Raw genomic sequence first — 15,687 nt, forward strand, 5'->3', positions numbered from 1 at the left:
CGACCGCGGAGACTAGGACCAGCGCCGGGTGGGGCCGCGCGTGGCGCGGTGGGACCAGCAGGATGTGTGCCAGTGTCGCCGATCGTCGACGCCGGACGGTCCGTGCGCCGGCCAAACCACCAGATGCGCTGTGCCGGGCCTGATTTCGTGGTCGCAGCCCGGACACCGGTATACCTTGGTCGCCCGTGCCGCGGACACCTGGCGCACTTCGTAGTCGTCGCCGTCGGCGCCCACCTCGATACGCGGCGCGGCGGGCAGGGGGTCGCGGAGGGACTTTCGCGTACCCGTCCGCTTAGCCGTCGTGCGCCGTCTCACCATCAGAACAGGCGGAACTCGTCGCTGTCCATACCCCGCATCTTGTCGTAATCCAGTGTCACACAACGGATTCCGCGATCAGTCGCCAGCGTGCGGGCTTGCGGTTTGATCTGCTGGGCAGCGAACACCCCCGCAACCGGCGCCAGCAGCGAGTCCCGGTTGAGCAGTTCCAGGTATCGGGTGAGCTGCTCGACACCGTCGATCTCGCCACGCCGCTTGATCTCCACCGCCACCGAGCGGCCCTGCTCGTCACGGCACAGCAGATCCACCGGACCGATCGGGGTCATGTACTCGCGACGCACCAACGTGTACCCGGCGCCGAGCAACTCGACGTGTTCGGCGAGCAGCGCCTGCAGATGAGCTTCCACGCCGTCCTTGACCAGACCCGGGTCCACGCCGAGTTCGTGGCTGGAGTCGTGCTCGATCGCCTCTACCGTGATGCGCAGCTGCTCGCCCGCCTTGTTCTCGACCACCCAGACCGGCGGTTGCCCGTCGGGTTGTTCGACGATCCAACAGGGCGGGGACATCCAGTTCAACGGCTTGTAGGCACGGTCGTCGGCGTGCACACTGACCGAACCGTCGGCCTTGAACAGCAAGAGCCGCCGGGCCGATGGCAGGTGTGCGGTGAGCCGACCGACATAGTCCACCGTGCACTGGGCGATCACGAGACGCACCGATCCACCTTAAACGCCACCGGCGATCACTAGGCTGACGCCTCGATGACCGGCAACAGGACGGCGGCGCAGCGACTCGGCCGCGTGTTGGAACGTGTGACCAGGCAGAGCAGCCGGATATCGTCGACGCCCGAGTACGGGTCGTGGATCCTGGGCCGGGTCTCGGAGAGCCAGCGCCGACGACGAATACGGATCCAGATCATACTGACCACGTTCGTCGTCGTCGCGAACCTGATCGGCATCGGCGTCGCGACGTTGGTGATCACCGTCGCGTTCCCCATCCCCAGCGTCTTCGCGCCCGAGGTCGCGTGGATCTCCTTCATCGTGGTGCCGGTGTATCTGGTGACCGCGCTGGTGGTCGGCGTGTTCTGGGCCACCCGCCGGGTGATGAACCAGGTGCGGTGGGCCATCGAGGAGCGCAGCCCGACCGCCGAGGACCAGTACAACACCTTTCTGGCGCCGTGGCGGCTGACCCGCGTTCTGTTGGCACTGTGGGGTCTGGGCACGGTCGTGCTCACCGCCATGTACGGGTCATACGACAGCGCCTTCATCCCCAAGTTGCTGCTGGGAGTCAGCTTCCCGGGCATCGTGGTCTCGGCGAGCTGTTTCCTGTTCACCGAGTTCGCGCTGCGCCCGGTCGCCGCCCAGGCGCTGGAGGCCGGCCGGCCCCCGCGACGGTTCGCCGACGGGTTGATGGGACGCACGATGCTGGTCTGGGCGCTCGGTTCGGGCGTGCCGGTCCTGGGGATCTTTCTGGCCGCCTTGATCACACTGGTCCAGCGCAATCTGTCGCCCACCCAGTTCACCGTCGCCGTGATGATCCTGGCAGCCTTCGCACTGATCTTCGGGTTCATCCTGATGTGGATCCTGTCCTGGCTCACGGTGACCCCGGTCAGGGTGGTCCGGTCGGGGATGAACCGGGTGGAGCGCGGCGACCTGGACGCCAACGTGGTGGTGTTCGACGGCACCGAGCTGGGGCAGCTGCAGCGTGGTTTCAATGCGATGGCTGCCGGGCTGCGCGAACGCGAGCGGGTCCGCGACCTGTTCGGCCGCCACGTGGGCCGGGAGGTCGCCGCGCTCGCCGAAAAGGAACGTCTCCAACTCGGCGGCGAGGAGCGCCATGCAGCCGTCGTCTTCGTCGACATCATCGGTTCGACCCAGCTGGTCACCAGCCGGCCGGCAGTCGAGGTCGTGGAACTGCTGAACCGGTTCTTCGACGTCGTCGTCGACGAGGTGGACAACCATCACGGCCTGGTGAACAAGTTCGAGGGCGACGCCGTGCTGGCGGTGTTCGGCGCACCGGTGTCGCTGGCCGATGCCGAAGCCGAGGCGTTGGCGGCGGCGCGGGCGATGGCGCGACGGTTGCGTACCGAGGTACCCGAATGTCAGGCGGGCATCGGTGTCGCCGCCGGACAGGTGGTGGCGGGCAATGTCGGAGCCAAGCAACGGTTCGAATACACGGTCATCGGTGAACCGGTCAACGAAGCCGCCCGGCTGTGCGAACTGGCCAAGAACGAACCGCACCGGCTGGTGGCCGCCGCCGACGCGGTCGCCGGTGCCGACGAAGCCGAACAGGCGCACTGGACCCTGGGCCGGACGGTGACACTGCGCGGCCACGACCAACCGACGCGGTTGGCGACTCCGGCGGGTGAACCCTGAACCCTCGGGGACCCCGAACAGGGTCATGTCGCAACGGGAAACCTGCGGATGTCGCGATCGGTGATGTACAACGCCGCCGGCGGCACCGAGCATGGGGTGACCACCCAGGAGAGGCGGTTCGACGATGACGATCAGTGTGGCCGAGCGCGCGCAGTTGCGCACCGCGGTCCGCGACCTGCTGGCCGACCGGTGCACCGAGGCCGATGTACGCCGCGCAATGGAGTCCGACGAGGGCTTCGACCGACAGTTGTGGGCCCTGCTGGCGGATCAGGGCGTGCTCGGAATGCTCGTCGACAACCGGTACAACGGGCTGGGTTTCGGCGCTATGGAGCTCGAGGCGGTCGCCGAAGAAACCGGGGCGGCGCTGCTTGCCGCACCGTTCATCTCCAGCGCGGTGTTGACCGTCGCACTCATCGACGCGACGGGCACCGATGACGACAAGCAGCGACTGCTGCCCGCGCTCGCCGACGGCACTTCCGTCGGAACCGTGGCTGTGACAGGCAGTTCCGGCACCTGGACACCTGAAGGTATCGACGTCCGGGTGGACGACCGCGGCCATCTCACCGGCAGCGCGCACTTCGTCACGTGGGGGCAGGTCGCCGATGTGGTGCTGGTGGTGGCCCGCGGTGCGGATGGTGTCGGGATCTACCAGGTGGCGCCCGCAGCCGCCGGGTTCGAACGGTGCGCAGCAACCGTTTTCGACCCCACCGTACGCCTGTCGACCTTCGCCTTCGCCGACACACCCGCCAGACGTCTCGGCAGTGGCGACTGGGAAGCCGTTCAGCAGGCGCTCGACTTCGCGATCATCGCGTCGGCCGGCGAGCAGGTCGGCGGTGCCCGCCGGATATTCGACATCACCGTCGAGTACCTGAAGACCCGAATCCAGTTCGGCCGCCCGATCGGCAGTTTCCAGGCCCTCAAGCACATGGCCGCCGATCTGCTCCTGGACGTCGAGTCAGCGACCTCGGCCGCCCAGCACGCGGCCGCGGCGGTTGCAGATCCGGAGGCGGCACGTAGCGACGAGTCCGACGGTGCAATCGCTTTGGCGGGCTTCGTCTGCGCGGAGGCCTACCAGAACGTCACGATGGCCGCCATCCAGATGCACGGGGGAATCGGGTTCACCTGGGAGCATCCGGCCCATCTGTTTCTGCGGCGGGCCCGCACCGGTTTGCAGCTGTTCGGCGGAACGCGTGCCCATCGCGAGCGCTACCTCGCCTCGAAAGGTGCCTGAGATGACGACCACCGCCCTGCCCGACGCCGACGAGCTGCGCGGTGAAGTTCGGGACTGGTTGCGCGACAACTGGACTCCGCTTCCCAAGAGCACTGATCCGTGGGTGTCCACGCCCGGGCGGATCGCCTGGTTGGAGAAGGTTCTCGACGCCGGCTACGCCGTACCGACCTATCCGGTGGAGTGGTTCGGCCGCGGGTACCCCAACCACCTGGCCAACGTGATCGCCGACGAGTTCGCCGCGGTCAAGGCACCGGGTGCCAGGCAGGACAAGTACAACATTCCCGCCAACACCACGCTCAAGCTCGGCACCGACGTGCTCAGGAACGACCTGCTGCGCGATTTCCTGGTCGAGCGGTCCCGCACCTGCCTGCTCTACAGCGAACCCGGCGCCGGGTCGGACCTGGCCGGTGTGCGAACCACCGCGGTCAAACAGGATGACCAGTGGGTGGTCACCGGTCAGAAGGTGTGGACGTCGGGCGCACAGACCGCCGACTACGCACTACTGCTGGCGCGAACCGACTGGGATGTGCCCAAACACCAAGGCCTGAGCCTGTTCATCATGCCGATGAAGCAGGCCGGTATCGAGGTGCGCCCCCTGGTGCAGATCACCGGCGAATCCCACTTCAACGAAGTCTTCATCAGTGACGCCACGGTGTCCGACGACTATCTGCTGGGCGGCGCGGGTAACGGCTGGCGCGCACTGCAGACGGCACTGGCCTACGAGCGATCCATCATGGGTGACAGCGGTCGCGGATCACGAAATCGTCGCGCCGACAGCCTGATCGACCTGGCACGCGAGCACGGGGTACTCGGTGACCCGGCCGTGCGTCATCAGCTGGCTTCTGCGCTGGCCATGCGGGAACTCAACAAGCTCAACAATGCCCGCGCGAAAGCCGCTACCGCACAAGGGACGTCGAGTCCGATCATGTCACTGGGCAAGCTCGCGATGTCGCGGATCCTGCACCGCGAGGCCGCGATGAAGACGCAGATCATCGGCGCCCAGGCGTTGCTCGCCGGCCCCGAGAACCCGGTGGCCGATGACGTCAACTTTCTCACCCTCAACGCGTTCTTCACCTCGATCGGCGGCGGTACCGATCAGATTCAACGCAATATCATCGGCGAACGCGTGCTCGGCCTGCCGAAGGAACCCGAGACCGACCGCGACATCCCGTTCCGCCAGGCGCGCAGGAGCTGATCCAGATCACCGATCCCACCTACGACCCGCCACTGGCCGGTGTCCGGATACTGGATGCGTCCTGCGGTCCGATGACGGCCGTCGGACGGCTGTTCGCCGACCTGGGCGCCGAGGTGTCGGTCCTGCGACTGCGCGGCATCACCGGCGACCAGGCGGTCGGTCCGCACCTTGTTCCGATCGCCGTCCCGGCGCCCGGCTCGATCGGTGGCTCGACGCCCGGCCCGATCGCTGTGGGCACGGCCATCGATCGTCACCTGATGACGACGGTGGAGGTGGACGCGCTGACTGCCCACGGCCGTGAGCAGCTCGACCGGTTGCTCGGCGACGTCGACATCCTCATCGAGAACACTGTGCCGGGTTCGGCCGCCGAGGCGAGTCTGGCCGTGCGCGATCTGCGCATCCAGCACCCCGCTTTGGTGATCCTGTCGATCAGCGACTTCGGACGCGACAACGCCTACCGCGACTGGCAGGCCAGCGGACCGGTGCTGCACGCACTGTCGAGCGAGTTGTCCCGATCGGGCATCCCGGGACGGGAGCCGCTGGTACCACCGGCCGAGCTGCCCTACCAGGTGGCCGCCGCGCAGGCAGCGGTGATGACGCTGAGCCTGTTTCTGGACCGGTTGCGCACCGGGGAGGGCGACCTCATCGATTTCGCCGTCCTCGACGGGGCGATGCAGGCGCTCGACCCGCCGTTCGGCACGGCGGGCATCGGGTCGGCAGGTGTCGCGGTCAGCGCTCAGCGGCGCGACTGGAACGCCGAGCGGCAACGCTATCCGATCATCGCGTGCAAGGACGGACATGTGCGGATCTGCATCCTGTCCCGACGGCAATGGCACGGCATGTTCGATCTGATGGGTCGCCCCGACGAGTTCGCCGATCCCTCCTACGACAAACTGGGTAAACGCTTCCGGTCACCGCAGCTGCTCGAGGCGATCGCGCAATTCTGTGCGGACAAGACCCGCGCCGAGCTCGTGGCCCGGGGCCAGGCCAACGGCGTCCCGACGGCCGCGGTGCTGACGCTCTCCGAGGCACTCACCGCCGACCACTTCACCGCCCGCGGCTTTTTCCGCAACGTGGAGTTGGCGCCGGGCGTGGTCGCGCCGGTTCCGGCCGGCGTCTGCGAGATCGACGGCTGCCGGGCGAGTGCGCTCGATGTGCCGCCGGTCCCGGCCGAAAGGATCCGCAGCGCAACTCTTCTGGCGCAGCGAGAGCGCGCCGGCGAAGGCCGGCCGCTGGAGGGTATCCGGGTCCTCGACCTCGGCGTCATCGTGGTCGGAGCCGACACCGGGCGACTCTTCGGCGACCTGGGCGCCGACGTGGTCAAGGTCGAGCACACCGCGCACCCGGACGGCCTGCGGGTCGGCAAACCGACGTCGATGACACAGCCCCTCGCCGCCGGCTATCGCAACAAGAGGTCGATCGGCATCGACCTGCGATCACCGGAGGGCCGCAGCCTGGCCCACCGCCTGGTCGAGCACAGCGACATCGTGCTGACGAACTTCAAGCCGGGCGTGGCCGGCGCACTGGGTATGGACTATGCGACCCTGCGCGAGATCAACCCCGAGATCGTGGTGGTCGACAGCTCGGCCTTCGGCCCCACCGGCCCCTGGGCCCAAAGACTGGGTTACGGGCCGCTGGTGCGTGCGGCCGTCGGCTTCACGAATCTCTGGGTGTACCCGGGCGAGCCGGACACCTTCTGCGACACCGTCACCGTGTATCCGGACCATGTCGCGGCCCGCATCGGCACCCTGGCCGCGCTGGCGCTGCTGCTGCGCCGCGAACGCACCGGCACCGGGGGGACCGCCAGCATCTCGCAGGCCGAGGTGATGCTCAGCCATCTGGCCGCCGACATCGCCGCCGATGCCCTGCTGCGCGCAGGTCATCACCGATCCGAGCAGCCGAACCCGTCCCCGTGGTCGGCGATCCTGCCGGCCCAGGGTGAAGACCGGTGGATCGTCGTCACCGTACGCGACGACGCCGACCTGGCTGCGCTGGGCGAAGCCATCGGTTTCACCGGAGGTGGCGATCGGTCGATCGGCGATGCGCTGCGGGCCTGGACCGCGCAGCACCCCCACTTGGAGGCAATGGAACTACTGCAGGCCTCGGGCGTACCGGCCGGGGCGGTGCTGCACGCCGACGAGCTGCCCGGCTGGGGGTACTACGAGCAGCGCCGGGCGTTCCGGGAGGAGATGCACCCGCACGGAGCAGCGCCGTTCATGTTGGAGAACGTGCAGGTCCATTGTGATCACGTGGCCGACCCGCCGCTGGGCCAGGCGCCGTTGCTGGGTGAGCAGACCGCGCAGATCGCCACGGAACTTCTCGGGCTCGACCCCAGGCAGATCGAGGACCTGCACACGCGGGGAGTACTGGAGACACCGCAACCGGATCCGGTCGAGCCGCGCTGACCTCGCACCATCTCGTAGCATGCCGGTGTAGGAATGGACATCGACTTCACCAGGCTCCGGTACTTCGTCGCCGTTGCCGACGAGCTGCACTTCAAGCGCGCCGCCGACAAGCTGATGATCACCCCGCCGCCGCTGAGTAAACAGATCAGGCTGCTGGAAAAGGAGCTCGGCGGCGCCCTCTTCGAACGCGGCTACCACGAGGTGCGGCTCAGCCCGCTCGGTGCACGACTGGTGGGACCGGCCCGGGAGATCCTGCGGCAGGTCGAGGCGTTCAAAGCGGCCGCCGGCGTAGAGGTGCGTGGACATGCACCGATTCGGGTGAACGCCACCGCCTATGCGCCGTCTGATCTTCTCGGTCAGCTGGAGGCGGCCCTGGCCAGGCTGAGCGCTGCGACCGAGTTCAGCGTGCCGGGCTCGGCCGCCGAGGTGACCGCGAAGCTGATCGCCGGGCATGCCGAGCTGGGTCTTATCCACCTGCCTGCCACCGATCGTCGGCTCCGGCACAAGGTGGTGGCCAGCTACCAGGGCGGTATCGCCGTGCGCTTCGACGACCCGCTGGCCACCAGGAAGCTGGTCGCCATCGAAGAGCTCCGCGACCGGGAGGTGGCCATCGACTTCGCGCGGCCCAACCCGGTGGTCCTGGCGGGCCTGACCCGCCGGCTCAACCGCAAGGGGGTGCAGCGCATCGTGCGAACCACCAACCAGCGGGGCGGCGAAGTGGAGATGGCGACCCAGGTCTTCAACCGGCATCTGGTCGCCGTGGTCAGCTACGCACCCGAGTCGTTCATCGGGCGGATCTTCTCCCCGCCGGAGTTCACGCTCATCCCGATCGACGAGAGCACCTGGGCGCCCGCAGAGATCGCGCTGGCCTGGGTGCCCGACCGGGTACACGAGCGGATCGCTGAAGTCGAGGCGATCGTCGATCAGATCGCCGCACGGCTGGAGCCAGTGCACCGGGGCGCCTGACCCCGGTCACGATCCGGCGGCCCCGCGACGGTCCAGCCAGGTCTGCGCCGCCTCCAGCGCGTCCTCGATCGACCTGAAGCGGATCTCGTCGAGGTCGGCATCGTCGCGGACCACCGTGCGTTCCGGGTCGACGAGGTAACCTTTCCTGCCCTCGGCGCTCAGTTGAGCGCTCATCCCGGCGAGCATCGCTCGTGCCGTGTCGTCGATGTCGTCGACACGGGACACGTCGAGTATCGCGACGCGGAAGCGGTCCCGCTCCCGGTCGGCGACACGGATGACCTGTTCGGCTCCGCTGAACAGCAGATCGCCGTGTGTCTGGTAGACGCGGACGCCCGGGCGCGCTTCGTACACCGCCCGCAGGGTGGCTCGCGAGTCCCGCGGAACGGTCAGGAAGTGCAGGCCCAGCTGCTCGGACAGACTGCGGCAGAACCGAACACCACGCACGCTGTTTCCCTTGCTGTCCAGTCGCGGGGAGTGGACGCCGATGCCGAGTTGCCCGGGCAGCACCGCGACGATCCCCCCGCCGACACCGCTCTTGGCGGGCATACCCACCGCGCTGACCCAATCGCCGGCAGCGTCGTACATGCCACAGGTGACCATCACCGACAACGTGCGTCTGACCACCGCAGCGCTGGTCACCCGTCGACCGGTCAGCGGGTTGACGCCACCGCGGGCCAACGTGGCACCCAGTCGGGCCAGGTCGGTGCTGGTGACCCGCAGCGAGCACTGCCGGTAGTACACGTCGAGCACGTCGTCCGGATCGTCGTCGAGCACCCCGAAGCTCTCCAGCATGTAGCCGATGGCCCGGTTGCGACTTCCCGTCCGCTTCTCCGAGGCGTAGACGTCGCGGTCGAGCTCGAGCCGGCGTCCGATGCACGCCGAGTAGAAGTCGCGGATCGCCTCGAAGCGTGCGTCCGGTGAGGTCGCCGGGATCAGTGACACCGCCGCAATGGCTCCCGCGTTGATCATCGGGTTCTTGGGGATCTTCGTGACATCGTCCACGCTGATTTCGTTGAACGCCTCACCGGAGGGTTCGACGCCGACCCTCGCATCGACTGCAGCCGGTCCGGCGCGGTCGAGCGCCAACGCGTAGGTGAGCGGCTTGGAGATGGATTGAATAGTGAATTCCATTGCAGAGTCACCAGATTCGTAGACGAAACCGTCCGACGTCGATAACGCCACTCCGAATGTGTCCGGGTCGACACCGGCCAATTCGGGGATGTAGTCCGCCACTTCGCCGGCGGTGATGTGCTCGTGCTCGGCCCGGATGCGGTCCAGGTGACGTTGCACCAGTTCGGCCATGTGCTGGAGTTTAGGCGCTGGTCGGCCGCAGACCGCGCACTCGGTTCGCCGGCAGAGCGGGCCCGGGTCGGTCGGCGTCGCCGGCCGCGCTGCACGACCACGGTGTCCACCCACAACGGTGCCCACCCACAACCAGGTCCACCGACAGCCATGTCGCTTTTCCGCTAGTTCTGCCGGCCTCGACGTGTCATCGTCAGGTGGTGCACACCGACTTCGAACGCTGCTACCGGGCCGTGCAGTCCAAGGATGCCCGGTTCGACGGTTGGTTCGTCACCGCGGTGCTCACCACCAAGATCTACTGCCGGCCGAGCTGTCCGGTCCGTCCGCCGTATGCCCGTAATCTGAAGTTCTACCCGACCGCTGCGGCCGCGCAGCAGGCCGGTTTCCGCGCCTGCAAGCGGTGCCGGCCGGATGCCTCGCCGGGTTCTCCGGAGTGGAATGTGCGCGGGGACATCGTCGCGCGGGCCATGCGGCTCATCGCCGACGGAACCGTGGATCGTGACGGGGTGGGTGGCTTGGCGGCCCGGCTGGGTTACACGGTTCGCCAACTGGAGCGCCTGACGCAGGCGGAAGTCGGTGCCACCCCCCTTGCGTTGGCGCGCGCCCAGCGCACGCAGATGGCGCGGGTGCTCATCGAAACCACCGAAATGCCGTTCAGCGACGTGGCATTCGCTGCCGGGTTCGCCAGCATCCGGCAGTTCAACGACACCGTGCGGACGGTGTGCGATCTGACCCCCACCATGCTGCGCCACCGGGCGCGGACACGTTTCGGCGACGACCGCGACAGCCGTGGAACCGGGGTGATGACCTTGCGCCTGCCGGTGCGGGCTCCGTTCGCCTTCGAGGGATTGTTCGGTCACCTGGCGGCCAGCGCCGTGCCAGGGGTGGAGGAGGTCCGGGACGGGGCGTATCGCAGGACGCTGCGACTCCCGCACGGCAGCGGCGTCGTCAGCTTGACTCCGCATCCCGACCACGTGCGGTGCCGTCTGATCCTCGACGAGTTCCGCGACCTCGCCGCGGCAATCGCCCGGTGCCGACGACTCCTCGACCTCGACGCCGACCCGGAAGCGATCGTCGGTGCGCTCGGCGCAGACGAACACCTCGCCGCTCTGGTCGCGAAAGCACCGGGCCAACGGATACCGCGGACGGTCGACGAACACGAACTCGCCATGCGGGTGGTGCTCGGTCAGCAGGTGTCGGTTGCGGCTGCACGGACCCACGCCGGGCGGCTCGCGGCAGCCTACGGTCGACCCATCGCGGATCCGGCCGGGCGCCTGACGCACGTGTTCCCCTCCGCCGCCGAGCTCTCCGAGATCGATCCCCGCCATCTCGCCTTCCCGAAGGCGCGGCAGCGCTCGCTGACCGGGCTGGTCGCCGCGTTGGCCGAGGGCACGGTGGTGCTGGATCCCGGATGCGACCGGATCGCCGCTCGCGTGCAGTTGCTCGCGCTGCCGGGGATCGGGCCCTGGACGACGGAAATGATCGCGATGCGCGGACTCGGCGATCCGGATGCCTTTCCCGCCACCGACCTCGGGGTACTGACGGCCGCCGGGCAGGTCGGACTGCCGTCGGCCCGGGGCGCCCTGGCCGATCACAGCCAGCGGTGGCGCCCCTGGCGCTCTTACGTGACGCAGCACCTGTGGACCGCACTCGACCACTCGGTGAACCGCTGGCCCCCCAAGGAGAGATGATGAGCGCCGTGCACTACCGGACGATGGACAGTCCAGTCGGGCAGCTGACCCTGGCCGGCGTGGACGGACGGTTGGGTCATCTGCGGATGGAGGACCAGACCTATGAGCCGGACCGCCGCGACTGGATACGGGATGATTCGGCGTTCTGCGACGCGGTCGCCCAGTTGGAGGAGTATTTCGACGGCAGGCGCCAAGAATTCGACCTGGATCTGCAGTTGGTCGGAACGATTTTCCAACGCCGGGTCTGGGAGGCGTTGTTGACGATTCCTTACGGCGAGACAGCTACCTACGGGCAGATAGCCAGACAGCTCAAAGCCCCGGGTGCCTCCCGCGCGGTCGGCCTGGCCAATGGTCACAACCCGATCGGAATCATCATTCCGTGCCATCGGGTTATCGGTGCCAATGGCAGCCTGACCGGATACGGCGGCGGGCTGCACCGAAAGAAGCAATTACTCGGATTGGAGAGAATGCACGCACCGGCAGCCGTCCCGACGCTATTCGACCAGTGAGCGAGAAACGCAAATGCCCCCAATCGAATTGGGGGCATTTCCACTGAATTAGGATTTGTGTGGGGAATGGAAATCGCCCCCACGGGTGTGTGGGGGCGATTTCTTGGGTTGTGTTCGGCGGTGTCCTACTTTTCCACCCGGGTGGGTAGTATCATCGGCGCTGGCAGGCTTAGCTTCCGGGTTCGGGATGGGTCCGGGCGTTTCCCTGCCGCTATGTACCGCCGTAACTTTATGTCACTCGTTGTTGAGTGTCCCCCGTTGGTGTGGGGGAAGTTTTGTGGGCCCCTTGTTATTTGGTGGTGGGGTGTGGTTGTTGTGTTTGTGGTTGTGGTTGCGAGGTTTGTTGTTGTTGTAAGTTTTCGGCCGGTTAGTGCCAGTTCCCTGCGCCTATTGCTAGGTGTCTAGGTCTGGTCTATCGATCCCGTGGTCTGCGGGGGGCCTTATCCCACTTAATGGGTGAGAAGCCTGGTCTTGGAGGGGGTTTCCCGCTTAGATGCTTTCAGCGGTTATCCTGTCCGAACGTGGCTATCCAGCGGTGCCCCTGGTGGGACAACTGGTAGACCAGAGGTTCGTCCGTCCCGGTCCTCTCGTACTAGGGACAGGTTTCCTCAAGCTTCTGACGCGCGCGGCGGATAGAGACCGAACTGTCTCACGACGTTCTAAACCCAGCTCGCGTGCCGCTTTAATGGGCGAACAGCCCAACCCTTGGGACCTGCTCCAGCCCCAGGATGCGACGAGCCGACATCGAGGTGCCAAACCATCCCGTCGATATGGACTCTTGGGGAAGATCAGCCTGTTATCCCCGGGGTACCTTTTATCCGTTGAGCGACACCCCTTCCACTCAGAGGTGCCGGATCACTAGTCCCGACTTTCGTCCCTGCTTGACATGTCCGTCTCGCAGTCAAGCTCCCTTGTGCACTTACACTCAACACCTGATTGCCGTCCAGGTTGAGGGAACCTTTGGGCGCCTCCGTTACATTTTAGGAGGCAACCGCCCCAGTTAAACTACCCACCAGGCACTGTCCCTGAACCGGATATACGGTTCGAGGTTAGAGGCCCAATACGATCAGAGTGGTATTTCAACAACGACTCCACCCACACTGGCGTGTGAGTTTCACAGTCTCCCACCTATCCTACACAAACCGTATCGAGCACCAATACCAAGTTGTAGTGAAGGTCCCGGGGTCTTTTCGTCCTGCCGCGCGTAACGAGCATCTTTACTCGTAATGCAATTTCGCCGAGTCTATGGTTGAGACAGCTGAGAAGTCGTTACGCCATTCGTGCAGGTCGGAACTTACCCGACAAGGAATTTCGCTACCTTAGGATGGTTATAGTTACCACCGCCGTTTACTGGGGCTTAAATTCTCCGCTTCACCCCGAAGGGTTAACGGGTCCTCTTAACCTTCCAGCACCGGGCAGGCGTCAGTCCGTATACATCGTCTTGCGACTTCGCACGGACCTGTGTTTTTAGTAAACAGTCGCTTCTCACTGGTTTGTGCCACCGGATCCCGCTGCCCACCGCAAAGGGTGTTGACGGTATTCCGGTCCCCCTTCTCCCGAAGTTACGGGGGCATTTTGCCGAGTTCCTTAACCATAGTTCACTCGTACGCCTCGGTATTCTCTACCTGACCACCTGTGTTGGTTTGGGGTACGGGCCGTGTGTGCGCTCGCTAGAGGCTTTTCTCGACAGCATAGGATCACCGAATTCGCCTCAATCGGCTATGCATCACCTCTCAGGATATGTGCTGGACGGATTTACCTATCCAACTCCCTACAGGTTTACCCCAGTATTACCACTGACTGGTACGGCTACCTTCCTGCGTCACCCCATCGCTTGACTACTACCCGTCCGGGTCCCGCGCAGCCGGTGAACCCCGCACCCCGAAGGGATTGGTGGCCCACCATTTGGGCGGTTAGCAGAACGGATTCATCAGGGACGCTCACACACGGGTACGGGAATATCAACCCGTTGTCCATCGACTACGCCTGTCGGCCTCGCCTTAGGTCCCGACTCACCCTGGGCGGACTGGCCTGGCCCAGGAACCCTTGGTCTTCCGGCGGGCAAGGTTCTCACTTGCCTTATCGCTACTCATGCCTGCATTCTCACTCCCACACCCTCCACAGCTCCATTACCAGGCTGCTTCACCGGAGTGCAGGACGCTCCCCTACCCAGCACACACAAGGTGTGCTGCCGCGGCTTCGGCGGTGTGCTTGAGCCCCGCTACATTATCGGCGCACAATCACTTGACCAGTGAGCTATTACGCACTCTTTCAAGGGTGGCTGCTTCTAAGCCAACCTCCTGGTTGTCTTCGCGACTGCACATCCTTTTCCACTTAGCACACGCTTAGGGGCCTTAGCCGGCGATCTGGGCTGTTTCCCTCTCGACGCACGGAGCTTATCCCCCGCCGTCTCACTGCCGCATTACACCGTGTCGGCATTCGGAGTTTGGCTGACGTCAGTAACCTAGTAGGGCCCATCGGCCATCCAGTAGCTCTACCTCCGACACGAACACTGCGACGCTGCACCTAAATGCATTTCGGGGAGAACCAGCTATCACGGAGTTTGATTGGCCTTTCACCCCTACCCACAACTCATCCCCTCAGTCTTCAACCTAAGTGGGTTCGGGCCTCCACGCGGTCTTACCCGCGCTTCACCCTGGCCATGGGTAGATCACTCCGCTTCGGGTCCAGAACACACCACTACACCACACACTCCTGTGTGGATACGCCCTATTCAGACTCGCTTTCGCTACGGCTACCCCACCCGGGTTAACCTCGCGACATGTCCCTGACTCGCAGGCTCATTCTTCAAAAGGCACGCCATCACCCCACCACAAAGGAGGGCTCTGACGGATTGTAAGCGCACGGTTTCAGGTACTATTTCACTCCCCTCCCGGGGTACTTTTCACCATTCCCTCACGGTACTCATCCGCTATCGGTCACTGGGAAGTATTCAGGCTTACCGGGTGGTCCCGGCAGATTCACAGCAGATTCCACGGGCCCGCTGCTACTCGGGGACAGCTCCACAGGAGTCACAGAGTTTTCGTCTACCGGGCTCTCACCGTCTACGGCAGGCCATCCCAGGCCACTTCAACTAACACCATGATTTCTCACTCCTGCCCTCATCGGCGGATGAGAGAAGAAACGCCCCACAACACCGCACACACAACCCCCGCCGGGTATCACATGCACACGGTTTAGCCATCCTCCGCTTTCGCTCGCCACTACTCACGGAATCACTTTTGTTTTCTCTTCCTACGGGTACTGAGATGTTTCACTTCCCCGCGTTCCCCCCCAACGCCTATATATTCAGCGTTGGGTGACACGACATCACTCGTGCCGGGTTTCCCCATTCGGACATCCTCGGATCCACGCTCGGTTGACAGCTCCCCGAGGCATATCGCAGCCTCCCACGTCCTTCATCGGCTCCCAGTGCCAAGGCATCCACCATGCGCCCTTAAACACTTACAACACAAAACCAAAAAATGAGTCACCCACACACCAACCCCAAAAAAAGAGCAAGCATGCGGGCATCAGAAAAATTTGCATTACACAAAGACACACAACCTAAACTGTGCGTCTTTGATGCTCGCAACCACTATCCACAAATCAAACACCACACCCCACCACCAAAGCAGGGCAACAACACGCCTCCCACCACACACAGTGGCCAGGGAAAAACGGGCTTGTTGTCTCAAAGCCCAATAGTGTGTCTGATGATCCCTCAAAGCAGCGTTCCC

General features: G+C 65.1%; 10 protein-coding genes and 2 rRNA genes. 7 read left to right on the plus strand and 5 right to left on the minus strand.

The window, feature by feature from the left end:
* Positions 1-12: 12 nt before the first annotated feature.
* Complete coding sequence (locus ACNUDN_RS19350; RefSeq protein ID WP_419123398.1) at positions 13-318, minus strand: Rv1322 family protein; 306 nt, start codon at positions 316-318, stop codon at positions 13-15.
* Positions 318-989: an endonuclease NucS gene (gene nucS, locus ACNUDN_RS19355; RefSeq protein WP_419123399.1), complete on the minus strand. Its 672-nt coding sequence runs from the start codon at positions 987-989 to the stop codon at positions 318-320. Before nucS ends, ACNUDN_RS19350 begins: the two co-directional genes overlap by 1 nt.
* A 45-nt stretch (positions 990-1,034) precedes the next feature.
* Between nucS and ACNUDN_RS19360 the strand changes: the two genes are divergently transcribed.
* From ACNUDN_RS19360 to ACNUDN_RS19380, 5 genes are all read left to right on the plus strand, one after another.
* On the plus strand, positions 1,035-2,648 hold the full coding sequence (locus ACNUDN_RS19360) for an adenylate/guanylate cyclase domain-containing protein (protein WP_419123400.1): 1,614 nt from the start codon (positions 1,035-1,037) through the stop codon (positions 2,646-2,648).
* Between the two features lie 124 nt (positions 2,649-2,772).
* A complete protein-coding gene (locus ACNUDN_RS19365; protein ID WP_419123401.1) occupies positions 2,773-3,879 on the plus strand; it encodes an acyl-CoA dehydrogenase family protein in 1,107 nt (368 codons plus the stop codon).
* A gap of 1 nt (position 3,880) precedes the next feature.
* Positions 3,881-5,074, plus strand: coding sequence for an acyl-CoA dehydrogenase family protein (locus ACNUDN_RS19370; protein ID WP_419123402.1), 1,194 nt, complete (start codon positions 3,881-3,883; stop codon positions 5,072-5,074).
* 71 nt (positions 5,075-5,145) lie between these two features.
* Entirely contained in the window at positions 5,146-7,479 is a 2,334-nt protein-coding gene (locus tag ACNUDN_RS19375) for a CaiB/BaiF CoA-transferase family protein (protein WP_419123403.1), read from the plus strand.
* A gap of 33 nt (positions 7,480-7,512) precedes the next feature.
* Positions 7,513-8,445, plus strand: a complete 933-nt coding sequence (locus ACNUDN_RS19380) for a LysR family transcriptional regulator (protein ID WP_419123404.1) — start codon at positions 7,513-7,515, stop codon at positions 8,443-8,445.
* Positions 8,446-8,451: 6 nt separating this feature from the next.
* On the opposite strand, the gene glsA is transcribed toward ACNUDN_RS19380, so the two are convergent.
* Positions 8,452-9,747, minus strand: a complete 1,296-nt coding sequence (gene glsA / locus ACNUDN_RS19385) for a glutaminase A (RefSeq protein ID WP_419123405.1) — start codon at positions 9,745-9,747, stop codon at positions 8,452-8,454.
* A 200-nt stretch (positions 9,748-9,947) separates the two neighbouring features.
* Between glsA and ACNUDN_RS19390 the strand changes: the two genes are divergently transcribed.
* Together ACNUDN_RS19390 and ACNUDN_RS19395 are read left to right on the plus strand one after the other, a co-directional pair.
* Complete coding sequence (locus tag ACNUDN_RS19390; RefSeq protein ID WP_419123406.1) at positions 9,948-11,438, plus strand: AlkA N-terminal domain-containing protein; 1,491 nt, start codon at positions 9,948-9,950, stop codon at positions 11,436-11,438.
* Positions 11,438-11,947 carry a methylated-DNA--[protein]-cysteine S-methyltransferase gene (locus ACNUDN_RS19395; RefSeq protein WP_419123407.1) on the plus strand — a complete coding sequence of 170 codons (510 nt, stop codon included), beginning with the start codon at positions 11,438-11,440 and terminating at the stop codon, positions 11,945-11,947. Before ACNUDN_RS19390 ends, ACNUDN_RS19395 begins: the two co-directional genes overlap by 1 nt.
* Before the next feature lie 112 nt (positions 11,948-12,059).
* Here ACNUDN_RS19395 and rrf read toward each other — a convergent pair.
* Together rrf and ACNUDN_RS19405 are read right to left on the minus strand one after the other, a co-directional pair.
* Positions 12,060-12,173, minus strand: a 5S ribosomal RNA gene (rrf, locus tag ACNUDN_RS19400).
* 121 nt (positions 12,174-12,294) lie between these two features.
* Positions 12,295-15,418: ribosomal RNA gene (locus tag ACNUDN_RS19405) — 23S ribosomal RNA — on the minus strand.
* Positions 15,419-15,687: the final 269 nt, after the last annotated feature.

Origin of the sequence: Mycobacterium sp. smrl_JER01, from assembly GCF_048513595.2 — a bacterium.
In the GTDB taxonomy this organism is placed as follows: domain Bacteria; phylum Actinomycetota; class Actinomycetes; order Mycobacteriales; family Mycobacteriaceae; genus Mycobacterium.